Genomic DNA, 23320 nt, shown 5'->3' on the forward strand with positions numbered 1-23320 from the left:
TTACGCTCGGCTGCTTGCCGGAGGAGGAGCTGCCCGTGAACATCGACAAGGCCAATGCGGCGCTGGATTCGGTCTATACGGCCGATACGCCCGAAACGCTGGCGCGGGCCTATGCCGCATGGGCCGCGACCTATGATGACGAAACCGCCTCGCTCGGGTATCTCCTGCCGTTCCTGATCACCGCCTGGGTGACCCGCCACGTGCCTGTGGGAGAAGGGCCGCTGCTCGACGCCGGCTGCGGCACGGGCCTGTCGGGACCGTCGCTGAAGGCGCTCGGCTACAGCGACATTGCCGGACTCGACCTATCGGACGACATGCTCAAGATCGCCGGCAGCCGCAACGCCTACAGCGAGCTGAAGCAGGCAATGCTGGGCGGCCCGCTGCCATGGCCGGACGGGCATTTCCGCGCCTTCTTCTCCACCGGTGTGTTCACCATCAGCCACGCGCCGGCCGCCGGCCTGCACGAACTGGTGCGGATCACGAAAAAGGGCGGCCACGCCATCTTCACGGTGCGCGACCAGGTGTTTGAGAGTGGCGGTTTTCAGGCTGTGTTCGATGAGTTGGAACAGGCAGCGAAATGGCGGGCGGTTGAGGCAAGCCCGTGGTTTCGCTGTTACGCCATCGCTGAGCCCGACGCGCTGGTGAAGACTTTTGTGTTCGAGGTGATGTAAGCCGAGGGAAGAAGTGCTGGGGACACGCCGCAATTGCCGAAAAGCCAAAACATTGCTATCTAGCCCGCCATGGAAAAGCTTTTCAGCGATCCGGCCTACAAGGGGTTCGTGCTGCAGGACAGAAAACGCCTGCCGTCGCGCTTTTCCGCGCGCGTGTCCGGCGCCCTGACCAGCCGACTTCCCTGATCCCTGCCGGCCGGCCGCGGGCTTGCGGCATCAGCTCTTTCCCATTCTCATATCGACGGATTTACGCACATGAGCGCACCGCGCACCCTCTACGACAAGATTTTCGACGACCATGTCGTCGACCGCCAGGACGACGGCACCTGCCTGCTCTACATCGACCGCCACCTCGTCCATGAGGTGACCAGCCCGCAGGCCTTCGAAGGCCTGCGCATGAGCGGCCGGAAAGTCCGTCACCCGGAAAAGACGCTGGCCGTGGTCGACCACAACGTCTCGACCTCGCCCGAGCGCAAGTTCGGCATCAAGAACGAGGAAAGCCGCATCCAGGTCGAAGCGCTGGCCAGGAACGCCAGGGATTTCGGCGTCGAATATTATTCCGAGAACGATATCCGCCAGGGCATCGTTCACATCATCGGCCCCGAGCAGGGCTTTACCTTGCCCGGCATGACCATCGTCTGCGGCGACAGCCACACCTCCACCCATGGTGCTTTCGGCGCGCTGGCGCACGGCATAGGCACCTCCGAAGTCGAGCATGTGCTGGCGACGCAAACGCTGATCCAGCGCAAGGCCAAGAACATGCTGGTGCGCGTCGACGGCCAGCTGCCGGAAGGGGTCACCGCCAAGGACATCATCCTTGCCATCATCGGCGAGATCGGCACCGCCGGCGGCACCGGCTATGTCATCGAATATGCCGGCGAGGCGATCCGTGCGCTGTCGATGGAAGGCCGCATGACGATCTGCAACATGTCGATCGAGGGCGGCGCGCGCGCCGGCCTGATCGCGGCCGACGAGACCACCTTCGCCTATGTCAAGGACAAGCCGCGCGCGCCGAAGGGCGCTGCCTGGGACGCGGCACTCGAATACTGGAAGACGCTGCGGACCGACGAAGGCGCGCATTTCGACAAGGTGATCGTGCTCGACGCGGCCAAGCTGCCGCCGATCGTCTCCTGGGGCTCCTCGCCCGAGGATGTCGTCTCCGTGCAGGGCATCGTGCCGAACCCGGAAGACATCACCGACGAGAACAAGCGCACCTCCAAGCTGCGCGCGCTCGACTATATGGGCCTGACGCCGGGGACGAAGATCACCGACATCACGCTCGACCGCGTCTTCATCGGCTCCTGCACCAACGGCCGTATCGAGGATCTGCGCGCCGTTGCCAAGGTGGTCGAGGGCAAGACAGTCAGCCCGCATGTCGATGCCATGATCGTGCCGGGCTCCGGCCTGGTCAAGGAGCAGGCCGAAGCCGAGGGGCTGGACAAGATCTTCCGCGCCGCCGGGTTCGACTGGCGCGAGCCGGGCTGTTCGATGTGCCTGGCCATGAACGACGACCGGCTGAAGCCGCATGAGCGCTGCGCCTCGACCTCGAACCGCAATTTCGAAGGCCGCCAGGGCTTCAAGGGCCGCACCCACCTGGTGTCGCCGGCCATGGCGGCGGCGGCGGCGATTGCCGGCCACTTCGTCGACATTCGCGACTGGAAATAAACCACGCGGGAGTTGACCCGAGCCTTTGCGGGGCTCGGGTCAAGCCTTCCTGTCGCGCCGGATGAGTTCGTGGAATTCCTCGCGGCGCCCAGGTTCGTCCGCCGCGACCACGAGCGCCAGCTGCTCCTCGTCGAAGAGCTTGAACCACTCGTCCCATTCGACAAGCTCATAGCCGCCGGCGTTGACGGGCCGTTCCGGCTGGTCCTGGTCCTGATAGGCGTGCTGGCCGAACACCAGCCTTAGCATGGGCTGCGTCCCAGCCTCTGGCGATATGTCGACGATCGCGGGAAAGCCGGCACGCCCGGCAGCCCATGAACGGATTGCATCGTGGTCGGTCAATGTGATCGTGTCGGCCATGGCCTGCTCCTGGATTGTGAATTCAGGAACGCTTCCGACAGCACCGGGTTCCCGCAAACATACGGCGCCGACAGCCCAGGCTTAACGGCTTGTTTGGGCTTGCCCTCTAAGGTCTTCCGTGACGTCAGCAGAGGGGAAGTCACGGTCCTTTGGACACCGGCCTGTTCATAGCGTTGCTCAATCCGACGATCGCGCTGGCGCTCGGCGCGGCCTTCCTCATGCTGTGGTTCCATCAGCGCCATCGCCCCTATCTGGCGGTGCTGGCGCTCAGCTACTGCGTCTCGGCGCCCGGCTTCCTGTTCCAGTATTTCACCTTGCCCATCGGCGTGACGCTGACCAAGCTGGTGTCGAACATCTGCTTCACCATCGCCGCCTGCTGCCTGTCCGGCGCCATCATCGCCCGCTACGGCCGGAAGGTGCCCGGTGTGGGGATCGCCGTGCTGGCGGGCGGCGGCCTTGCGGCATTCGCGTGGTTTCTGTTCGTCACCCCGGATCTCACCTGGCGCATCCTGTCGATGAATTTCGGTTTCGGAGGCGTCAGCCTGCTCGTCGCCGCCGAACTGCGCCCGGTGCGCAACAACGGCCCGACAGAAAAGATCCTGTTCGTGCTGTCGCTGCTGTCCAGCGTCAATTTCTTCGTGCGCACCCTGGTGGTCGTCATCGCGCACGGGCCCTTCGCCGGCTATGACGGCTTCTACGGCTCGTCCTACTGGACGACGGCGCTGCTGTCGCACGCGCTGCTGTCGCTGCTGATCGCGCTTTGCCTCTTCACCGCCGCCGCGCTCGACGTGATGAAGGCGCTGAAGACGGAAACCCACACCGATCCGCTTTCGGGGCTGCTCAACCGCCGAGGGTTCGAGGAGCGCGCCGCCACGCTGCTGCAGCGTTGCGCCATGGCCAAATTCCCGGTGGCGCTGGTGCTGGCCGACCTCGACCATTTCAAGGCGCTCAACGATATGCACGGGCATGCCGCCGGCGACCGCGTGATCGCGGATTTCGCCGGGAAGCTGCGCTCGGCCACGGGAGCACGAGGTGCCGCGGGGCGTATCGGCGGCGAGGAATTCGCCGTGCTTTTGCCGCTGACCGATCTCGCCGCGGCGCGGCTGTTCGCCGAGGCGGTGCGCACACTCTATTCGGCCGGCGGCGTCGACGGGCTTCCCGCCGGCACCAAGGTCACCGCCAGCTTCGGCGTGGCGGCCCGCAGCGGCGAGGAGACGCTGGAACCGTTGATGCGACGGGCCGACGAGGCGCTTTACAAGGCCAAGAAAAACGGTCGCGACAGCGTGCGCCTCTCCTACGAGCGACCGGAGACGGTGTTCGTGCCTGAGCCGCTCAGGGCCAGCTGACCGCCGCGTCCGCGCTTCGCGTTAACGTCTTTTTCGCCCGTCGGTGTTTAGCTGTCGGAGGGGTTTGAGGATAGATGAGCGGCGCCAACTTCATCCTGTTGATCAATCTGGCGGTTGCCGGCCTGCTGGCGGCATCCTTCATGGCTGTCTCGTTCCATGATGCCGGCCGCGCGCCGGCGCGCTGGATGGCGTCAGCTTATGTCCTGGGCGTGGTCTATTCGGCGATCGAATTCAGCATTCCGGCCTTCAACGATGCACGGCTTCCTGTGGTTACCGCCTTTGCCGTTTTCCTCGGCGCCACCATTGCCTTCAACGGCGGACTTGCCCGCAAATATGGCGTGGCGCCGCCATGGACGCCGATGCTGTTCTTCCTGGCCGCAACCACCATCGCGGTCTATTTCGTGCAGGATCTGCCGCGCCAGTCGCTCACCCGCATCATGGCCTACCAGCTTCCCTACGCCGCCATGCAGTTCGTTGGCCTTGGCATCGTCTGGGCGTCTAGGCAAAGCCGCGGTCGCCTCGATCTGATCCTGATGGCGGTGCTGGCGGCCAGCGGCTTGCAGTTTGCCTCAAAGCCGTTCATCGCGCATGCGCTCGGCGGCTGGGGCGCCAATCCGCAGGCCTATCTGCAAAGCAGCTACGCGCTGGTGTCGCAATCGCTGGGCACTGTCTTTGCCCTGGCACTGGCGCTGTTGACGCTGGGCATTCTCGTTCGCGATGTGCTTGCCGAAGTGACGTCGAAGTCGGAGGTGGACACGCTGTCGGGCCTGCTCAACCGTGGCGGCTTCACGCGTCATGCGGAGCTGGCCGTACACGACGCCACGCGCCTGGGCGTGCCGGTGGCGATGGTCATTGCCGATCTCGATCATTTCAAGTCCGTCAACGACAGCTTCGGCCATGCGTCCGGCGACCGGGTGATCGAGGCCTTTGCCGGCCTGCTGCGAGAAGCGGCCGAGGACCATCACGTGGTTGGCCGCATCGGCGGCGAGGAGTTCGCCGTTATCCTGACAGGCGCCAACCTTGCAGCCGCCCGGCTGTTCGCGGAAGGCACCCGCCACGCGTTCGGCGCATTGCCCATCAGCGGGTTGCCGGCCGACAGCCGCTGCACGTCGAGCTTCGGCATTGCCGAGCTCCACGTGAGCGAGGGGTTTTCCGACCTGATGCGGCGCGCGGATGAAGCGCTCTACCTGGCAAAGAATGCCGGGCGCGACTGCGTGCGTGTCTCCACCGGGCCAGCCGATGGGCTGGCCGTGTTCAAAATCGGCCAGGCCCGCATCAACGGCAGGGGCTAAGCTCCGGCATTTCGCCGTCGGACAGGCCGTACATATAGGAGCGGCCCTTGACGAACACCGGCGGGCGATAGCAGTCGCCTTCACCCGATATATCGTCGGATTCGTTCTGGTAGATCACCTTGGGCTGGCCGGCGCTGGTGTAGTCGGACAATTGCCTGGCCAGCTTGCCTTCGCCGACGATGATGCGCTTGTAGCCGGCTGCGCTGTCGATGACGAGATTGCCGAACGAATCGGCGTAGACGCGGTCATGATGGCGCAAGCCGGCTTCGGCCGGCGCGGCCACCGTGACGGCAAGCGCTGCCAGCGTGAGGGCCGCGAGGCTTGTCCGCACTGATTTGGCGAGCACTGATTTGGCGAGCACTGATTTAGCCCGCACTGATCTAGAACGCATGTCGCTCTCCCTTTGTCGGCGCGAGAGAGATCGCGCCCCGATCTGGTCCGAATCGGAAATTAACCCTTTCTTAACCTTTGTTAAGGGGAGGAGCGGCCCGACGGCCGTTTCTTAATGAACATGGTTAATTTCGCGGTCGCCGCCGATGTCCCCAAGGATCGACATGGCCGGTCTAATCCGGGGTGAACTTGATCTTGGCGCGCCGCGTGGCTAGCGTGCCCGGCCATGAGGGGGCAGCACATGATGTTTGACCGAACGCTTCGGATGTCGTTCGCTATTCCGCTGCTTCTCGCGGCCGGCGCCTGTGTGCCGGAGGACGGCGCGCCCAAGGCCGCCAACACAGCGACACCCGTGGTGGCGCCTGCTGCTCCCGTCCAGCAACAGTCCGCGCGACCGGCGACCAAGATCACCACCGACCTCACCGCCCCACGCCTCACCACAGGCACGGCCACCTACAGATGCGGCAATGGCGGCATGATCACCATTCAGAATCTCGGCACGTCGCTGCGCGTGGTCGGCCAGGAAGGCGCCACCGAGGAGTTCGCGGCGTCACCGGCAAACCAGAGCAGCCGCTACCAGGGGGTCACGCATGACGCAATCGTGATCGACGGACGCGAGGCGCTGGTGATGAAGAAGGGCTCGACGCCGCAGACCTGCACCCGGTGAGCCAAATCTCGACACGGCCGCGCCCCTGGCGAGACATGCTGCACTGCAGCGATATCGAGCCGGCTTCGGCTGTTCGCCCGCTAATCGATTGAAGCCGTATCCGGGCTTTTAGTCAGACTAAATTACGTTTTCGGAACGGTTTTCTGGCTTTGACGCGGTGCAAAAAGAGCATTAGAAACCGGCTGTCCGAAGTCGCAACCGGAAGCGGCATTGCCGCATTTCCACCTGAGGCGGCAGACGCCGAACTGGGGCAGCCATGAGCAAATCACCAGCCACCCAAGCCAGACGCGAAAGGCCGCTTTCGCCGCACCTGAGCGTGTACCGGCCGCCGATCACCATGACGATGTCGATCATCCATCGCATCACCGGGGGCGCGCTTTACTTCGGCACGCTGCTGGTTGCCGTCTGGCTGATGGCGGCGGCATCCTCGCAGCCGGCTTTCGATTGGGTGAACTGGGCCTTCGGCACCTGGCTCGGGCGGCTGATCCTGTTCGGCTATAGCTGGGCGCTGATGCATCACATGCTGGGCGGTGTCCGCCATCTGATCTGGGACACCGGCGCCGGGCTTGAAAAACACACAGCCTCGAAGATCGCCTGGGCGACGCTTGCCGGCTCGGTTCTGCTCACGCTGCTGATCTGGGTCGCCGGCACCATGGCGCGGGGAGCTTTGTGATGAGTGCGAAGAACACCGACATGCGCACCCCGCTGGCCAGGGTGCGCGGCCTGGGCTCTGCCCGCGAAGGCACCGGGCATTTCTGGCGCCAGCGATTGACGGCGATCGCCAACATCCCGCTGATCCTGTTTTTCACCGGGTTCCTGATCGCGCTCAACGGCGCCGGCTATGCACAGGTGCGGGCTGCGCTCGCCAACCCGTTCGTGGCGCTGGTGATGGCCCTGGTGCTCATCTCGCCGCTCTATCATATGCGGATCGGCATGCAGGTGATCATCGAGGACTATGTGCATGGCGAAGGCATGAAGCTGACGCTGATCGCCCTCAACACATTCTTCACCATAGCAGTCGGCGTCGCTTCGCTGTTCGCCCTGCTGAAACTGGCATTCGGAGGCTGAAGTCTTGGCCCAGGACACGAAATCAGCCAACGCGGCAGGCTACACCTTTGTCGATCACAAGTTCGACGTGGTCGTCGTCGGCGCCGGCGGCGCCGGGCTGCGCGCCACGCTTGGCATGGCCGAACAGGGCCTGCGCACCGCCTGCATCACCAAGGTGTTCCCGACCCGCTCGCACACGGTTGCCGCGCAAGGCGGCATCGCCGCGTCGCTGTCCAACATGGGCCCGGATTCCTGGCAGTGGCACATGTACGACACCGTCAAGGGCTCGGACTGGCTGGGCGATGTCGACGCCATGGAATATCTGGTGCGCGAAGCCCCGGCGGCCGTTTACGAACTCGAACATTACGGCGTGCCGTTCTCGCGCACCGAAGAGGGCAAGATCTACCAGCGGCCGTTCGGCGGCCACATGATGAACTATGGCGACGGGCCGCCGGTGCAGCGCACCTGTGCGGCCGCCGACCGCACCGGCCATGCCATCCTGCACACGCTCTACGGCCAGTCGCTGAAGAACAACGCGCAGTTCTTCATCGAGTATTTCGCGCTCGATCTGATCATGGAACCGGACGGCACCTGCACCGGCGTCGTGGCGTGGAATCTGGACGACGGCACCATCCACCGCTTCTCGGCCAAGATGGTGGTGCTGGCGACCGGCGGCTATGGGCGCGCCTATTTTTCGGCGACCTCGGCACACACCTGCACCGGCGACGGTGGCGGCATGGCGGCGCGGGCGGGGTTCCCGTTGCAGGACATGGAGTTCGTGCAGTTTCACCCGACCGGTATCTATGGCGCCGGCTGCCTGATTACCGAGGGCGCGCGCGGCGAGGGCGGCTATCTCGTCAACTCCGAGGGCGAACGCTTCATGGAGCGCTACGCACCGTCGGCCAAGGACCTCGCCTCGCGCGATGTCGTCTCGCGCTGCATGACGCTGGAAATTCGCGAAGGCCGCGGCGTCGGCAAGGCCAAGGACCACATCTTCCTGCACCTCGATCATCTCGATCCGGCGGTCTTGCACGAAAGGCTTCCAGGCATTTCGGAGTCGGCGAAAATCTTCGCCGGCGTCGACCTGACCAAGGAGCCAATCCCGGTGCTGCCGACGGTGCACTACAATATGGGCGGCGTGCCGACCAATTATTGGGGCGAGGTGCTCAATCCAACCGCGGACAACCCCGACCGGGTCTCGCCCGGCCTGATGGCGGTCGGCGAGGCCGGTTGCGCTTCCGTGCACGGCGCCAACCGGCTTGGCTCGAACTCGCTGATTGACCTGGTGGTGTTCGGCCGCGCCGCGGCGATCCGCGCCGGCCAGGTCATCGACCGCAAGGCGGCGATCCCGTCGCCCAACCAGGCTTCGGTCGACAAGATCATGGATCGCTTCGACCGGCTCCGCCACGCCAACGGCTCGACGCCGACGGCTGTCCTTCGTGAAAAGATGCAAAAGGCGATGCAGGAAGATGCCGCCGTGTTCCGCACGCAGGAATCGCTCGAAAACGGCTGCAAGCGTATTTCGGAAATCTGGACCGAGCTCAAGGATGTCAAAGTCTTCGACCGCTCGATGATCTGGAACTCGGACCTGGTCGAGACTCTGGAACTGGAAAACCTGATGGCCAACGCCATCACCACCGTCTACGGCGCCGAGGCGCGCAAGGAGAGCCGAGGCGCGCATGCTCGGGAAGATTTTTCCGCCCGCGACGACGCCAACTGGCGCAAGCATACGCTCGCCCATCTCAGCGAGGACGGCGCGGTGACGCTGACCTATAGGCCGGTGCACACCGAGCCGCTTTTGGCCGAAAAGGACGGCGGCATCAGTCTGGCCAAGATAGCGCCGAAGGCCAGGGTGTACTGAGGATGGCGACGGCGGCGGGATATTCCGGTACGTCCCTTCCGGTCAAGCTCGGCCTGAAGGATGGGATGATTGCCGCCTTCATCGCCCTGCCGCCGGAACTCGCGGACCTCGCCGAGGCCGTCGATTTCGCCGAGGCCGACCGGCTGGCCGAATGGTCCGACATTTCGGGCGTGGTGCTGAAATACGACGCCGTCCACGCCTTCGCCAGACGGCGCGCCGAGATCGAGGATCGCCTCGGCGCACTCGAGGCGGCGATCAAGCGCGACGGCATGGTCTGGGTCTCCTGGCCAAAGAAGGCCTCGAAAGTGGCCACCGACGTCACCGAGGGCGTTGTCCGTGCTGAAGCGCTCAAGCTCGACCTTGTCGACGTCAAGGTCGCCGCCGTGAACGAAATTTGGTCCGGGCTGAAGCTCGTCATCCGAAAGGACCTGAGGTAATGGTCGAACTCACGCTCCCAAAGAACTCGAAGGTCCAGCAGGGCAAGACCTGGCCGAAGCCGGAGGGTGCCACCAATCTCAGGGAATACCGCATCTATCGCTGGTCGCCGGACGACGACGAGAACCCGCGCATGGACACCTACTTCGTCGATATGGACGATTGCGGGCCGATGGTGCTCGACGCGCTGCTGTGGATCAAGAACAAGATCGACCCGACGCTGACCTTGCGCCGCTCCTGCCGCGAAGGCATTTGCGGTTCCTGCGCCATGAACATCGGCGGCTCGAACACGCTCGCCTGCACCAAGGGCTGCGAAGACATATCGGGGGCGATCAAGATCTATCCGCTTCCGCATATGCCCGTGATCAAGGACCTGGTGCCCGATCTTACCAATTTCTACGCCCAGCACGCCTCCATCGAGCCATGGCTGAAGACGGTGTCGCCAACGCCGGCCAAGGAATGGCTGCAGAGCCATGAGGACCGCGAAAAGCTCGACGGGCTTTACGAGTGCATATTGTGCGCCTGCTGCTCGACCTCGTGCCCGAGCTACTGGTGGAACGGCGACCGCTATCTCGGCCCGGCGACGCTGCTGCAGGCCTATCGCTGGCTGATCGACAGCCGCGACGAGGCCAAGGGGGAACGGCTCGACAATCTCGAAGACCCGTTCCGGCTCTATCGCTGCCACACCATCATGAACTGCGCGCAGACCTGCCCGAAGGGGCTCAATCCCGCGAAGGCGATCGCCGAGATCAAGAAGATGATGGTGGAGAGAAGGGTTTAGGTTCGGCGATCGCCTCATCGGTTATGATCGTTCGCGCGCCCTCTGATGTTCAACGATGCGCATGCCGCCGCCAACCAGAAGCCGGCGCGTGAGCCGGTGATGGCGCTGTCGACTTTGCACAAGCCGGCCGGCTGATCGAGAATCGGTACTCGCCTGAAATACGCGGCGGCCATCCTCACCAACAATGCGCTGAGATCAAGGATCCCCTCAGCGTCGTCGAAGCGGCTACCAGGCGCCACGGCATGGCCTGGATATGTGACGCGCCCATCATTGCTATCATGCACGCTGCTCGCCCAAAGCCGAGGCGATTATTGGGGTGACTTACATTAGAGGCGCCTTATTAGCAAACTGTCATCTATACACTATGACGCGGCATTATCTTAGTATAGCGTTAAGCGGTTCTCGATAGATACTTCGGAAGTCGTCGCTCGAGTACAGAGTATGAGTGGATTTCCTGCGGTTCGTTACTGGCCAATAGGACCGTTGGTTAGCGCCGCGACGGTGGGATCGCTCACCTGGCTCACCTCGCTGGTCTATTTTCAGGAGAAGAGGCTGATCCTGGTCGTCGGCCTAGTGGCTTTGATCGCGCTTGTCTTGCTGGATCGCCTCCAGGGGGCAAGGACGGATCAGCCAGGAAGCGGGTGGTTCAGAGCCTATTTATCGCTCGTTCCGTGCTTTTTCTTCCTTGTCTATGTCTACCTCGAAAATGTTTTCGGTTATTTCGATTGGGCCGCGATGTTCATGCATGTCGACGCTGGAGTTCTCACCCCCAGTGTCGTTCTTGAGTATTTGATGAATACTGGAAGCACGATCCTGATCATTGCCGCCGGTCTTTTCGGTCTTGGCGCACTGAAGGCGCGCGGCACGCTGACAAGAGGATTGGACGTTGCCTTGATGGCATTCTTCCTGGCGGCAAACCCGATGCTGACACGTCCGATCGCGGCAGCGATCCATCCCAACCCGCTGCATGATTTCCTGTCCAAGCAGTTCGTCGATGTCACTTCTTTGACAAAGCCGGCTGAAACAGCGTCGGCGACCGCCGCGCCAAAGAACCTCATTCATATTTTCATTGAGAGCGCCGAGCGCACCTACATGAACGAGGCGGAGTTCGGCGACGTCATGGGTCCGCTGCTCGAATTCGACAGGCGTGGCGTTTCGGCGACCAACATGGTGCAACTTGCCTATACCAACAACTCCATCTCAGGGATGGTCGCTGCGAACTGTGGAACGCCGCTGCTGATATCGTTCTTCACGACGCGCCAGTACCTGGAGGAGAATTCGCAATTCCTGCCAGGACTGACCTGCCTGGGCGACGTTCTGAAGGCGCGGGGCTATCAGCAGAACTTTATTACCGGTTGGCCGCTCAACTTCACCGGTCAGGGCACATTCTATTCCACCCATGGCTACTCATCGCTTTTTGGGGGATCCGAAGTGGTGGCCGCCATCGCGGGGCGCGGCAACGCTTTTGGCGCCGACGACGCCGAAGTTCTGGATATGAGCTTCGGCGTCTTGCGCCGAGTGCAGCGGGACGGCAAACCGTTCTCGCTCACGATCGCCGTCAGCGGCGGGCATGCGATGGACGGCTACCTGACCGACAAATGCATCGGCAAGACGGGACTTCCTCCGCAGACCCCCAACATTCTCCATGCCGTGAAATGCACGAACATGCTCATCGCGGACTTCATTCACAAAGCCGAAGCCGCGGGTCTGATGAGGAACACTGTCCTGGCCTTGCAAAGCGACCACCTCAGCGCGCCGAGCACGGTAACGGATCGCTTGAACAATTATGAACGCCGCAACTTCTTCTCGCTGTCGGGCGATGGCATTCCTTCCAAAACCTATACCGGGCTTGCGGGCACGATTGACATATTTCCCACCATTCTTGACGCGCTGGGGGTGCCGCTCTCGAATGACCAGGCTGCCCTTGGCGTTTCGCTGCTTGGGGATCGACCGACGCTGAGCCGGGCACTTGGACAGGACCAGTTCGATGACGCTATCTATGCCGAGGATGTGCTCGTCAGGTCATTCTGGCAGTTGAAACCGACACGGACCGCCGTGGCGTCCGAGGCTGAGTCGCGTTAATGCGCGCCTGCGTTTGTTCGCCGCTAGATAGCGCCTACCTGGCCGAGGCCTCAACCCGATCAAGGCGATCGCCGAGACAAGAGTTCTGCTCTGTCGCGCTTCTCGGATGTCTGTCAAAATCATGCTGTCCAAGAATCGGTAGAAAATAACCAATCCAATGAGCGAAGACCTTCCCATCCTCTCTCCCGCCGAAGCCCGCGTGCTCGGCTGCTTGATCGAGAAGAAGGAGCTGACGCCGGACGTCTATCCGCTGACGCTCAACGCGGCACTTGCCGCGGCCAACCAGAAGACGGCGCGCGAGCCTGTCATGACGCTGGAACAGACGGAGGTGCACAGGGCGTTGAAGCTGCTGGAGCAGAAAGGACTGGTCCGGCAGATGTTCGGTTCGCGCGTCGAGCGCTACGAGCATCAGATGGCGCAGCGTTTCTCGCTGACCACGCCGCAGACCGCGTTGCTCGGTCTGCTCTTGCTGCGCGGACCGCAGACGGCACACGAACTCCTGGCGCGAGCTGAGCGCATGGCGCGGTTTTCATCGATCGAAGACCTGCGCGGCGAACTCGACATGCTGATCGGCCGCCGGCCGCCATTGGTCCAGGAAATCCCACGCGGGCCGGGCCAGCGCGAGGACCGCTACGTGCATCTGCTCGCCGGTCCAGTGGATGTTGCCGCTCTCTCGGCTCAGCGCAGTGCGCCGGCCGCGCCTGCCTCCGATCTGGAAGCGAGGTTGGAGGCGCTGGAGCAGGAAGTCGCGGCCCTTCGCGCCCGGCTTGATGCGCTGGGGGGTTGAGGCCACCAATCCGAGACGTCGGCGGGACGGCGCCCCCCTCTGTTCTGCCGGGCATCTCCCCACGAGGGGAACATTGGATGCTGCGACCGCTTTCGCCAATCTCCGATGCAGAAACGCCGGCCCTGGAGCCGGCGTTTGTCACTTCAGGCCAAGCCCTTCAGCCAAGCCTGGCGTCGAGCGAAACCTTGATCGCGCCGAGCGCTTGAGAGACCGGGCATTCGGCCTTGGCCTTCTCGGCCAATTCCTTGAACTTCGCCGCATCGATGCCGGGCACCTTGCCGACCAGGGTGATGGCGCTGCCGGTGATGCCGGTGCCGGGAACCAGCGTGACCACGGCCTTGGCGTCGAGTTCTTGCGCCGGCGTGCCGTTTTCGGCGAGGAAATGCGACAGCTGCATGGCGTAGCAGCCGGCATGGGCGGCCGCGATCAGTTCTTCCGGATTGGTGCCGGATTTGCCGCTTTCGTCCTCGAAGCGCGCCTTGAACGAATAGGGCGTACCCTTCAGGGTCCCGCTCTGCGTGTCGAGCGTGCCCTTGCCGTCTTTCAAATTGCCTTTCCAGACGGCGTTTGCGGTGCGGTCCATGAAGTCCTCCTGGGTTGTCGTGAACTTGTCCTGGGTGAGCCAGCGTCCGGCCAACTATAGCGCGGACGTCGGCGAAGACCACTGCGCTGTTTGGACCACGGCACGATGACGGCCCTTTCCGCCGAAAAAATACCCACGCAAAAATGTCGGCTTCCATCCGGGCCGGCCGTCCTGCGGGAGGCCACGGGATTTGTGGCCCGATGGAGGTTGACATGGACAATCTGTTTTTCGCGCTGTGGAAGAGGCCAGGCCGCGGGCCTGGGCGACAGGAGGACTTCTGGCTGGACCCGCCGGCGTCCGGCCTCGGCAGGCTGCTGGCGGCGCTTGCCATCATCACGGTCGCGGCATGCCTTCTCGACCATGCGGCAACGGCCGCGGGCAAGGCTGACATGGCTGTCGCCGCAGCCTATGGTTTTTCAAAAGAAGGGAGCTCGAAATGAAATATGTCTGCCTGGTCTATGGTGAGGAAAAAGAGCTCCATGCCATGACCGCCGAGGGTGCCGCCAAGCTCGATGCCGACTCGCTGGCCTATGACCGGTCATTGGATCAACAAGGCAAGCTGATCATCGCGCAGGCACTGCAATCGGTGAAGACGTCGAAGACCGTACGGCGGCGCAAGGGCAAGCAGCTGATCACCGACGGCCCGTTCGCGGAAACGAAGGAGCAGTTGCTCGGTTTCGTCATGATCGAAGCGAAGGATCTCGACGAGGCGCTGGACATCGCCGGCGAGATTCCGCTGGCCGAAATCGGTACGATCGAAGTGCGCGCGATCTACAACGTGCCGGGGTCATAATTCCCTGTCATGCGTTGCGCTCCCTTATAAACCTGGGCGTTCGGTTGAGCGAAGGTCCTGCCTTGCCGGGACTCAATTCTTGCGTGTTGAAGCAAGCCACGAGTTCTCCTATCGTCGCCCAAGACTTTGGGGGATTTGGACATGCCTTTCCTGATTGCTGTCCTTGGCGTGCTCGGAGCGGCGGCATTGTGGTGGTACCGGATGAAGGCGATGAACGACGCCGCGCGCGAGGTCGCCGAAGTCGTCGGGCGCGTTCAAGGCAACATCCGGCGCAAGAAGCTGCGCAAGCAGGCCGCGCTTTCGCCGCTGACGGCGATCGATGATCCGGTGGTGGCGGCAGCGACGCTGATCACCGCGATCGTTTCGGAAGATGGCCCTGTTCTGCCGCGGCGCGAGGCCGTCATTCGCGAGGTGATTTCGCAGATCGCAGCCGGGCCGAAGAAGACCGACGAGGCGGTTGTCTATGCCAAGTGGGCCGCGACCCAGATAGACGACACTACCATCGTCATCGACAAGCTGGCGCCCTTCCTGCGCGAACGCCTCGACCCGAACGAACGGGACGATCTGCTGCAAATGCTGAACCGGGTGGCTCAGGGCGGAGAGCAGAGCCTGAAGATACCCGACCAGCGCATGCTGCGGCTGCGCCAGAAGCTTGGTTTTGAAGTGAACTGAGATCGCCAGCCTCGGCGATTGGCGCGAAACTCCCGCTGCATTCTCATCCCCATGGCGGAGCAAGGAGCGAAGCGACGCGGCGCAGCCCACAGGCCGCGACGTCAAGTCAGCGAGACGATCAAATCGCCTCGCCCTTCAGCAGGCGCGGCGTGCCCGCGGATAGTCCCGATGCCTGGCGGATGAAGAACTCCTTCAGCCGCGGCATACGCTCGACGAGACCGAGGCCGATGTCGCGGACGGTGCGCAGCGGGGTGATGTCGTTGGAAAACAGCCGGTTCAGCACATCGGTCGTGATGCCCATCTGCACCGTGTCGAAACGGCGCCATTGCTGATAGCGTTCCAGCACGTCGAGCGCGCCGATGTCCTGGCCGAGCCGGTCGGCCTCGACGATCACCTCGGCAAGGGCGGCCACATCCTTGAAGCCGAGATTGAGCCCCTGGCCGGCGATCGGATGGATGCCGTGGGCGGCATCGCCGGCAAGCGCGATGCGCGGTGCCACGAAGGCGCGCGCGATGGTGAGACCAAGCGGCCAGGCGCGCGGCTTGTCGGCGACGCGGATTTCTCCAAGTTTCAGCCCAAAACGTTGTTCAAGTTCGTGTTCGAAGACGAGATCGTCGCCTTCGACGAGCGTTTTCGCATCTTCCGCCCGTTCGACCCAGACGATCGAAGAGCGGTTGGTGCCGTCCTCGTCGGGTATCAGCGGCAGCGTGGCGAACGGGCCGGCGGGCAGGAAATGCTCTTCGGCGCGGCCATTGTGCGGGCGTTCATGCGCCACGGTGCAGACGATGCCCGATTGGCCATAGTCCCACTTCACCGTCTTGATGCCAGCCATGTCACGCAGCTTCGAATTGACGCCGTCGGCGGCGACCAGCAGCCGCGCCGCCAACGTGGCGCCGTCCGCCAGATGCACTGACATGCCGGCTCCATTGGTCTCAAAACCTTGCACCGCCACGCCTTCGATGATGTCGATGCCGAGCTGTTCGGCTTTGGCCCGCAAGGCGCCGTTCAACGCCCTGTTGGCGACCATATGCGCGAAAGGCTCACCCGGCGCCACCTCGCCGCCGAAGGTCAGGAAGACCGGGCGCACCGGATCGGCGCTGCGTGAATCGGTGATGATCATCTCAGTGATCGCCTGCGCCTTCGGCGCGATCTCGGCCCAGACGCCGAGCTGGTCGAGCATGCGGCAGGCCGCCGCGGCGATGGCGGAAGCGCGGCCATCCCTTTGCCAGGAACCGGCGGGCGCCGCGTCGACCAGCGCCACGGCGAGGCCCGGGCGAGCCTGTTTCAGCGAGACCGCGGCGGCCAGGCCGACATAGCCGGCACCCGCGACGAGAACATCGATCCCGGATCTGGCCTTGGCGTCCGCCTTGCGTTCCATTGTCTTGGCTCCTTGCGCGGCTACGGGGCTTGCGCCCTTGACGGCTCGTTCTTCCTGTCGGAAACCGCCATAGCAATTTTGCGGCGAGGTCACAAAACATGACGGCGGCGATCGACGAGCTTCTGCGCATTCTCGACCTCGAGAAGCTGGAACACAATCTGTATCGTGGTCGCAGCCCCCAGGTGGAGTGGCAGCGCGTGTTCGGCGGCCAGACCATCGCGCAGGCGCTGGTGGCGGCGCAGCGAACGGTGGAGCCCGACCGTTTCGTGCATTCGCTGCATGGCTATTTCATGCGCCCGGGCGACATCAAGGTGCCGATCATCTACGAGGTCGATCGCATCCGCGACGGCGGTTCCTTCACCACGCGGAGGGTGCTGGCAATCCAGCACGGACAGGCGATCTTTTCGCTGGAAGCCTCGTTCCAGGTCGACGAGAAGGGGCTCGAGCACCAGTTCGCGCTACCTGACGACGTGCCGCCGCCGGAAGGGCTGAAGACGCAGCGCCAGCTGCTCGAAACGGCCGACCGGGTACCGGAGGCGGTTCGCCGTTTCTGGGCGCGCGAGCGGCCGCTGGAGTTGCGGCCGGTCAACCTCCAGCACTATGAAAGCCGCGACAAGCTGCCGCCCCGGCAGAACGTCTGGATCCGCCTTGCCGGGCCGGTTCCCGACGACCGCGCGCTGCAGTCGGTGCTGCTCGCCTACCTCTCCGATATGACGCTGCTCGACACCTCGACCTTCGCCCATGGGCGCGGCCTGTTCGATCCCGACATCCAGGCCGCCAGCCTCGACCATTCGATGTGGTTCCATCGGCCGCATTCGCTCGACGGCTGGCTGCTTTATGCGCAGGACAGCCCCTCGAGTTCGGGATCGCGCGGTTTCAGCCGCGGCACGCTCTATGCCCGTGACGGCACGCTGATCGCCTCGATGGCACAGGAAGGGTTGATCCGGCTCAAGCGTTGAGCATTCGCGAGTCTTGTTTGAGCAAGATTCTTTGCGAAAGCCGATTCCATTTTTCCTGATCATGCTCAAAGCCGGCAAATTAGGCAATTTCACAAAATTGCTTAAATTTTGAGCATGCGGCGTGCCGCACATGCATACAGCAATTGGCGGCGGGCGCTCCATTCCCTTTGTTTCCAATAGGTTAACGCCCTGCTTCGGCACTTGGCACGGAGCTTGAATCCTTGGGGGCACTCTCCGGCTCTTTGGGATCGGTGAAGTCGTGCAAACGCGGGGCACCGCAACAGCAAAGGGTGAACCTATGAAAATCGTGATGGCAATCATCAAGCCGTTCAAGCTGGACGAGGTACGCGAAGCGCTTACCGCCGTCGGCATCCAGGGCCTGACCGTCACCGAAGTCAAAGGCTACGGGCGTCAGAAGGGGCATACGGAAATCTATCGGGGGGCGGAATACGCGGTCTCTTTCCTGCCGAAGATCAAGATCGAGGTCGCGGTCGCGGCCGACATGGTCGACAAGGCCGTCGAAGCCATCACCGCCGCGGCCAAGACCGGCCAGATCGGCGACGGCAAGATCTTCGTTTTCGGCATCGACCAGGCGGTGCGCATCCGCACCGGCGAAACAGACAGCGACGCGCTCTGAGCGGCGAACACGTATTCCAATGGAGAGTTCAATGAATATTCCTTCCACCTTGAAGACGACGGGACGAGCGGCCCTTCTGGGCACGCTCGCTCTCGCAGCGCTGGGCAGCGTCGCCGCCTTCGCGCAGGAAGCCGCACCCGCTGCCGCTGCCGCGGCACCTGCCGCCGCACCCACCCCGGTGCTCGATACCGGCAACACCGCCTGGATGCTGACCTCCACGGCGCTGGTGCTGATGATGACCATCCCGGGCCTGGCGCTGTTCTACGGCGGCATGGTGCGCAAGAAGAACGTGCTCGCCACCGTCATGCAGAGCTTCGCCATCACCTGCCTGGTGACGGTGCTATGGTTCATGTTCGGCTATTCGCTGGCCTTTTCCGACGGCGGCGGCATGAATGCCTATCTCGGAGGCACCTCGAAATTCTTCCACCACGGCATCACCACCGCCAGCCTGTGGCTGCCGGGTGTGGCCAACATCCCTGAATTCGTCTTCTCGATGTTTCAGATGACCTTCGCCATCATCACGCCGGCGCTGATTGCCGGCGCCTTCGCCGAACGCTTCAAGTTCTCGGCACTGCTGATCTTCATGGCACTGTGGCTGCTGATCGTCTATGTGCCGATCGCGCATTGGGTCTGGGGTGGCGGCTTCCTCGGTACGGCTGGCGTGCTCGACTTCGCCGGCGGCACGGTCGTTCACATCAATGCCGGTGTCGCGGGCCTCGTCTGTGCACTGGTTCTCGGCAAGCGCGAAGGCTATGGCACCACCAACATGGCGCCGCACAACCTCGTCTATTCGGTCATCGGCGCATCGCTGCTGTGGGTCGGCTGGTTCGGCTTCAACGCCGGTTCGGAACTGGCGGCCGACGGCCTTGCCGGTGCCGCCATGCTCAACACCCAGGTTGCCACCGCCGCCGCGGCACTGGCCTGGATGTTCGCCGAATGGATCATCGCCAAGAAGCCTTCCGTGCTCGGCATCATCTCGGGCGCAGTCGCGGGCCTCGTCGCGGTGACGCCGGCTTCCGGTTTCGTCAACCCGACCGGCGCCTTCATCGTCGGCATCGTCGCCGGCGTCGTCTGCTACCTCTCGGCGGTCAAGGTGAAGCACATGTTCGGCTATGACGACTCGCTCGATGCCTTCGGCGTGCATGGCGTCGGCGGCGTGGTCGGCGCCCTGCTGACCGGCGTGCTTGCCGACCCGGCGATCAACAGCCTCTCGTCGGGCGCTTCTCTCGGCAAGCAGATCTACGGTGTCGCCGTCACCATTGTCTGGACGGCGGTTGCCACCTTCGTCATCCTTTACGTCGTCAAGGCGCTGGTCGGCCTGCGTCCGACGACCCAGGAAGAAGTCGAAGGCCTCGACATCTCCCAGCATGGCGAAGTGGTGCCGTAAGGCATCCTTGCCAACGGGCCGGCGGAACCCTCCTCCCGCCGGCCCCATGTTTGCCGCGCAATTCCGGAGGGAAAACCGCGAATCCCTTCTGCTGGAATTGCTTTGAAAGCATCCCGTCGTGATGCTCCCGCAAGGAGGTCACGCCTTGAGGCCCGGATCGCTCCGGGCCTCTTTTTTTGCAAATTCGTTCTCGCTTCGTCCGAGTCCACGCAATCACGTTCGCGTGAAGAAGCTTTTCGAGGAAACATCGACCGCTCTGTCGCCGAACTCAGGAGGCGATCGTCGTTCTGACGCTCGTGATTTTGAAACAGGGAAGGAATTTTCTCATGAACCTCAAGAATATCTGCCTCGGGGCACTCGCACTTTCCATGGTCAGCGGCTTTGCATTTGCCGGCGCACTGGACGAGCCGGACAACATGGCGCCGTTCTTCACCGATTCCAGCATGAAGACCATGAAGCCAATGGAGGAATTCAAGGCAGCTTTCATGGCCATGCCGAAGGAGAAGCAGGACGCCATGATGAAGGAATGCCAGGACGCTGCGATGAGCAAGCCGCACGCCGAGTTCTGCGCCAATGTGAAGATGCTCGGCGGCGCCAGCAAGTAGCACGCTGCCCAGCCCAACGAATGGATGGCGGGCCAGGGCGCCCGCCATTTTTCTTATGGTGCGGTCACTGGTAGATGTCGGTGCCAAAAGGACGGCCCCCACGGTCTTATAGTTAATGCGCCCTTAACCTTCCCACGCCTAGTCTGGCATCCGAATCTGCCGGAGTGCGTCATGCGCTGCGGCCAGGCAATCACTGACGGGGAAGAGCATGCGTTCAGGGGCTTCAGCACCGCTCGCGCTGACCGATACGGGGCACGGCATCCAGGCATTCGCGCGGCGCCAGGTCGGCCGTCTGGTCGGCACCGGCCTGTTCGCGTTCACGGCCTTCGCCGTCGCCAGCCTCGCGACCTGGAACGTCGCCGATCCAAGCTTCTCGCATGCCACCGCCAACATCGTCACCAACGCCATGGGCTATGCCGGCGCGGTGTTCTCGGACCTCGCCATGCAGTTCTTCGGCCTTGCCGCGGTCGCCGCGCTGGTTCCGGCAGTGATCTGGGGATACCTCCTGTTTTCGGCGCGCGGCGTCGACCGGCTGCCCAGGCGCGGGCTGTTCTGGTTCGGTTTCGCGCTGCTCGCCGCCGCCATCGCCGGCTGCATCGTTCCGCCCAAGACCTGGCCGCTGCCCACCGGTCTCGGCGGCGTCTTCGGCGACATGGTGCTAAAGATCCCCGGTGTCCTCATCGGCGGCTATCCAACCGGGCTGGTGGCCAGCGTGCTCGCCATAGTGCTGGCTGCGCCCGCGCTCTGGCTGTTCGCCCATGGCGCGGCGCTGCTCGGGCGCAAGAACGGCTTCGCCGTGATGGAAGAACCGGCCGCCGCGGACCCGCGCGAGGACGAGCTTCTGTTCGACAATGACGAGGACGAGGGCGACGAGGGCATACTGGCGCTCGGCGCAATCACCCATTGGTGGCTTTCTTTCCGCGCGTGGATGCATCGCCGCGCGGTGCGCCGCAGGCAGGAGCGCGACGAGTTCGAACCGGAGATGGAGCCGCGCGCCAGCGCCTGGCGCCGCGCCGCCGAACGCGTCGAGTCGGCCGAGTACGCCGAGCAGCGCATGAGCCATGACGGCCGCGCCCGTGTCGAACCGGAATTCTTCGCCGCCATGGTCAACGACCGCAGCGTCTCCGTCGACCCGGACGACGACGATGTCTTCAGCCGCGACGACGCGGATATGGATTTCGATGACGAGTCCGTCGCGCAGCGGCGTGCTCCCACGGCCAAGGTCCAGCAGTTCCGTTCCGATGCCGCCACCCGGGTGGAGGCGCCGGCGGCGCGACCCGTGCCGGGCGCCCGCGTCCAGCGCGAGGCGCAAACCTCGCTGATCGGCTCCGACACGTTCGAAATGCCGTCGCTGCATTTCCTGTCCGAACCGAAGAATGTCGCGCGCGACCCAAGTCTTTCCAAGGACGCGCTGGAACAGAACGCGCGCCTGCTCGAAGGCGTGCTGGAGGATTTCGGCGTCAAGGGCGAGATCATTGCCGTTCGCCCGGGTCCGGTCGTCACCCTTTACGAACTCGAACCCGCACCGGGCATCAAGTCGTCGCGCGTCATCGGCCTTTCCGACGACATCGCCCGTTCGATGAGCGCGATCGCCTGCCGCGTCGCCGTGGTGCCGGGCCGCAACGCCATCGGCATCGAACTGCCCAACGCCAAGCGCGAAACGGTTTACCTCCGCGAGATCATGGCCAGCCGCGACTTCGAGACGACCAAGGCCAAGCTGGCGCTGGCGCTGGGCAAGACCATCAATGGCGAAGCCGTCATCGTCGACATCGCCAAGATGCCGCACGTGCTGGTCGCCGGCACCACCGGTTCGGGCAAGTCGGTCGCCATCAACACCATGATCCTGTCGCTGCTCTACCGTCTCACCCCGCAGGAGTGCCGGCTGATCATGATCGATCCGAAAATGCTCGAACTCTCCGTCTATGACGGCATTCCACATCTGCTGACGCCCGTGGTCACCGACCCGAAGAAGGCGGTGGTGGCGCTGAAATGGACCGTGCGCGAGATGGAGGACCGCTACCGCAAGATGTCCAAGGTCGGCGTGCGCAACATCGACGGCTTCAACGCACGCGTGCAGCAGGCCGAGAAGAAGGGCGAAAAGATCTCGCGCACTGTGCAGACCGGCTTCGACCGCCAGACAGGCGAGGCGATCTACGAGACCGAGGATCTCGATCTCGAGCCGATGCCCTATATCGTCGTCATCATCGACGAAATGGCCGACCTGATGATGGTCGCCGGCAAGGACATCGAAGGCGCGGTGCAGCGCCTGGCGCAAATGGCGCGCGCCGCCGGCATCCACGTCATCATGGCCACGCAACGTCCCTCGGTCGACGTCATCACCGGCACCATCAAGGCCAACTTCCCGACCCGCATCTCCTTCCAGGTGACGTCCAAGATCGACAGCCGCACCATTTTGGGCGAGCAGGGCGCCGAGCAGCTGCTCGGCATGGGCGACATGCTCTACATGGCCGGCGGCGGCCGCATCCAGCGCGTGCACGGGCCGTTCGTCTCCGACGACGAGGTCGAGAAGATCGTCGGGCACCTGAAGCTGCAGGGCGTGCCGGAATATCTCGACGCCATCACCGAGGACGACGGCGAGGACGACGACGAGCCGTCCGGCAAGGCCGGTTCGGGCGGCGGTGGCGGTGGCAATTTCGAGGATTCCGACGATCCTTATGATCAGGCGGTTTCGGTGGTGCTGCGCGACGGCAAGGCCTCGACCAGCTACATCCAGCGGCGTCTGGGCATCGGCTATAACAGAGCCGCCTCGATTATCGAGAAGATGGAAAAGGAAGGCATTGTCGGCCCGGCCAACCATGCCGGAAAACGCGAAATCTTGGTGCCGACAGAAGACGACAAGTTCTGATAGCGCAGAGTTCGCGGCAACTTTGAACCTTCTGGCGCGTTCCCGACTGAGCAGCGATC

The 23320-nt window shown here is 63.5% G+C and carries 24 protein-coding genes; 20 read left to right on the forward strand and 4 right to left on the reverse strand.

All coding sequences use genetic code 11. From position 1 onward, the window contains the following. The first annotated feature begins 35 nt into the window (after window positions 1–35). Both MESAU_RS05305 and leuC read left to right on the forward strand, forming a co-directional pair. Window positions 36–671: a class I SAM-dependent DNA methyltransferase gene (locus tag MESAU_RS05305; RefSeq protein ID WP_041163636.1), complete on the forward strand. Its 636-nt coding sequence runs from the start codon at window positions 36–38 to the stop codon at window positions 669–671. Between the two features lie 255 nt (window positions 672–926). After that, window positions 927–2336 (forward strand): 3-isopropylmalate dehydratase large subunit, encoded by a 1410-nt coding sequence (gene leuC, locus MESAU_RS05310; RefSeq protein WP_015315030.1) that lies wholly within the window; start codon window positions 927–929, stop codon window positions 2334–2336. A gap of 39 nt (window positions 2337–2375) precedes the next feature. Here leuC and MESAU_RS05315 read toward each other — a convergent pair whose 3' ends face one another. Further along, window positions 2376–2693, reverse strand: a complete 318-nt coding sequence (locus MESAU_RS05315; protein WP_015315031.1) for a hypothetical protein — start codon at window positions 2691–2693, stop codon at window positions 2376–2378. A 149-nt stretch (window positions 2694–2842) separates the two neighbouring features. Here MESAU_RS05315 and MESAU_RS05320 point away from each other — a divergent pair, with 149 nt between their 5' ends. Continuing rightward, window positions 2843–4039 carry a GGDEF domain-containing protein gene (locus tag MESAU_RS05320; RefSeq protein ID WP_015315032.1) on the forward strand — a complete coding sequence of 399 codons (1197 nt, stop codon included), beginning with the start codon at window positions 2843–2845 and terminating at the stop codon, window positions 4037–4039. Window positions 4040–4113: 74 nt separating this feature from the next. Further along, the gene (locus tag MESAU_RS05325; protein ID WP_015315033.1) at window positions 4114–5331 is read left to right on the forward strand and encodes a GGDEF domain-containing protein; all 1218 of its coding nucleotides are present in this window, start codon (window positions 4114–4116) and stop codon (window positions 5329–5331) included. Here MESAU_RS05325 and MESAU_RS05330 read toward each other — a convergent pair. Next, the gene (locus tag MESAU_RS05330; RefSeq protein ID WP_015315034.1) at window positions 5315–5722 is read right to left on the reverse strand and encodes a hypothetical protein; all 408 of its coding nucleotides are present in this window, start codon (window positions 5720–5722) and stop codon (window positions 5315–5317) included. The genes MESAU_RS05325 and MESAU_RS05330 overlap by 17 nt on opposite strands. Window positions 5723–5962: 240 nt before the next feature. Between MESAU_RS05330 and MESAU_RS05335 the strand changes: the two genes are divergently transcribed. From MESAU_RS05335 to MESAU_RS05370, 8 genes are all read left to right on the forward strand, one after another. Continuing rightward, the gene (locus MESAU_RS05335; RefSeq protein WP_015315035.1) at window positions 5963–6388 is read left to right on the forward strand and encodes a hypothetical protein; all 426 of its coding nucleotides are present in this window, start codon (window positions 5963–5965) and stop codon (window positions 6386–6388) included. A 256-nt stretch (window positions 6389–6644) separates the two neighbouring features. Beyond that, window positions 6645–7061, forward strand: a complete 417-nt coding sequence (gene sdhC / locus MESAU_RS05340; protein ID WP_015315036.1) for a succinate dehydrogenase, cytochrome b556 subunit — start codon at window positions 6645–6647, stop codon at window positions 7059–7061. Further along, window positions 7061–7456, forward strand: a complete 396-nt coding sequence (gene sdhD / locus MESAU_RS05345; protein ID WP_015315037.1) for a succinate dehydrogenase, hydrophobic membrane anchor protein — start codon at window positions 7061–7063, stop codon at window positions 7454–7456. Before sdhC ends, sdhD begins: the two co-directional genes overlap by 1 nt. A gap of 4 nt (window positions 7457–7460) precedes the next feature. Then, window positions 7461–9296, forward strand: a complete 1836-nt coding sequence (gene sdhA / locus MESAU_RS05350) for a succinate dehydrogenase flavoprotein subunit (RefSeq protein WP_015315038.1) — start codon at window positions 7461–7463, stop codon at window positions 9294–9296. Window positions 9297–9298: 2 nt separating this feature from the next. Beyond that, the gene (locus MESAU_RS05355) at window positions 9299–9733 is read left to right on the forward strand and encodes a hypothetical protein (protein ID WP_015315039.1); all 435 of its coding nucleotides are present in this window, start codon (window positions 9299–9301) and stop codon (window positions 9731–9733) included. Further along, on the forward strand, window positions 9733–10512 hold the full coding sequence (locus tag MESAU_RS05360) for a succinate dehydrogenase iron-sulfur subunit (protein ID WP_015315040.1): 780 nt from the start codon (window positions 9733–9735) through the stop codon (window positions 10510–10512). The genes MESAU_RS05355 and MESAU_RS05360 overlap by 1 nt, the downstream gene beginning before the upstream one ends. A 501-nt stretch (window positions 10513–11013) precedes the next feature. Next, window positions 11014–12594 carry a sulfatase-like hydrolase/transferase gene (locus tag MESAU_RS05365; protein WP_245262945.1) on the forward strand — a complete coding sequence of 527 codons (1581 nt, stop codon included), beginning with the start codon at window positions 11014–11016 and terminating at the stop codon, window positions 12592–12594. Between the two features lie 157 nt (window positions 12595–12751). Beyond that, a complete protein-coding gene (locus tag MESAU_RS05370; RefSeq protein ID WP_015315042.1) occupies window positions 12752–13381 on the forward strand; it encodes a YceH family protein in 630 nt (209 codons plus the stop codon). A 157-nt stretch (window positions 13382–13538) separates the two neighbouring features. Here the strand turns inward: MESAU_RS05370 and MESAU_RS05375 are convergent, their stop codons facing one another. Further along, complete coding sequence (locus MESAU_RS05375) at window positions 13539–13964, reverse strand: OsmC family protein (protein WP_015315043.1); 426 nt, start codon at window positions 13962–13964, stop codon at window positions 13539–13541. A gap of 212 nt (window positions 13965–14176) precedes the next feature. Here MESAU_RS05375 and MESAU_RS05380 point away from each other — a divergent pair, with 212 nt between their 5' ends. The 3 genes from MESAU_RS05380 to MESAU_RS05390 all read left to right on the forward strand — a co-directional run bounded on the left by MESAU_RS05380 (window position 14177) and on the right by MESAU_RS05390 (window position 15429). Next, window positions 14177–14404, forward strand: a complete 228-nt coding sequence (locus MESAU_RS05380) for a hypothetical protein (protein WP_015315044.1) — start codon at window positions 14177–14179, stop codon at window positions 14402–14404. Next, window positions 14401–14757 carry a YciI family protein gene (locus tag MESAU_RS05385; RefSeq protein ID WP_015315045.1) on the forward strand — a complete coding sequence of 119 codons (357 nt, stop codon included), beginning with the start codon at window positions 14401–14403 and terminating at the stop codon, window positions 14755–14757. The genes MESAU_RS05380 and MESAU_RS05385 overlap by 4 nt, the downstream gene beginning before the upstream one ends. A 141-nt stretch (window positions 14758–14898) precedes the next feature. Then, complete coding sequence (locus tag MESAU_RS05390) at window positions 14899–15429, forward strand: hypothetical protein (protein ID WP_015315046.1); 531 nt, start codon at window positions 14899–14901, stop codon at window positions 15427–15429. A 118-nt stretch (window positions 15430–15547) separates the two neighbouring features. Here the strand turns inward: MESAU_RS05390 and MESAU_RS05395 are convergent, their stop codons facing one another. Next, the gene (locus MESAU_RS05395) at window positions 15548–16807 is read right to left on the reverse strand and encodes a ubiquinone biosynthesis hydroxylase (RefSeq protein WP_015315047.1); all 1260 of its coding nucleotides are present in this window, start codon (window positions 16805–16807) and stop codon (window positions 15548–15550) included. A 98-nt stretch (window positions 16808–16905) separates the two neighbouring features. Here MESAU_RS05395 and tesB point away from each other — a divergent pair, with 98 nt between their 5' ends. The 5 genes from tesB to MESAU_RS05420 all read left to right on the forward strand — a co-directional run bounded on the left by tesB (window position 16906) and on the right by MESAU_RS05420 (window position 23261). Further along, window positions 16906–17766: an acyl-CoA thioesterase II gene (gene tesB, locus MESAU_RS05400; RefSeq protein WP_015315048.1), complete on the forward strand. Its 861-nt coding sequence runs from the start codon at window positions 16906–16908 to the stop codon at window positions 17764–17766. A gap of 298 nt (window positions 17767–18064) precedes the next feature. Further along, on the forward strand, window positions 18065–18403 hold the full coding sequence (locus MESAU_RS05405; protein WP_015315049.1) for a P-II family nitrogen regulator: 339 nt from the start codon (window positions 18065–18067) through the stop codon (window positions 18401–18403). A gap of 31 nt (window positions 18404–18434) precedes the next feature. Then, complete coding sequence (locus MESAU_RS05410; RefSeq protein WP_015315050.1) at window positions 18435–19790, forward strand: ammonium transporter; 1356 nt, start codon at window positions 18435–18437, stop codon at window positions 19788–19790. A gap of 326 nt (window positions 19791–20116) precedes the next feature. Beyond that, window positions 20117–20395: a hypothetical protein gene (locus tag MESAU_RS05415; RefSeq protein WP_015315051.1), complete on the forward strand. Its 279-nt coding sequence runs from the start codon at window positions 20117–20119 to the stop codon at window positions 20393–20395. Window positions 20396–20603: 208 nt separating this feature from the next. After that, window positions 20604–23261, forward strand: coding sequence for a DNA translocase FtsK (locus MESAU_RS05420; protein WP_015315052.1), 2658 nt, complete (start codon window positions 20604–20606; stop codon window positions 23259–23261). Window positions 23262–23320 lie beyond the last annotated feature (59 nt).

Origin of the sequence: Mesorhizobium australicum WSM2073 (assembly GCF_000230995.2) — a bacterium.
In the GTDB taxonomy this organism is placed as follows: domain Bacteria; phylum Pseudomonadota; class Alphaproteobacteria; order Rhizobiales; family Rhizobiaceae; genus Mesorhizobium; species Mesorhizobium australicum.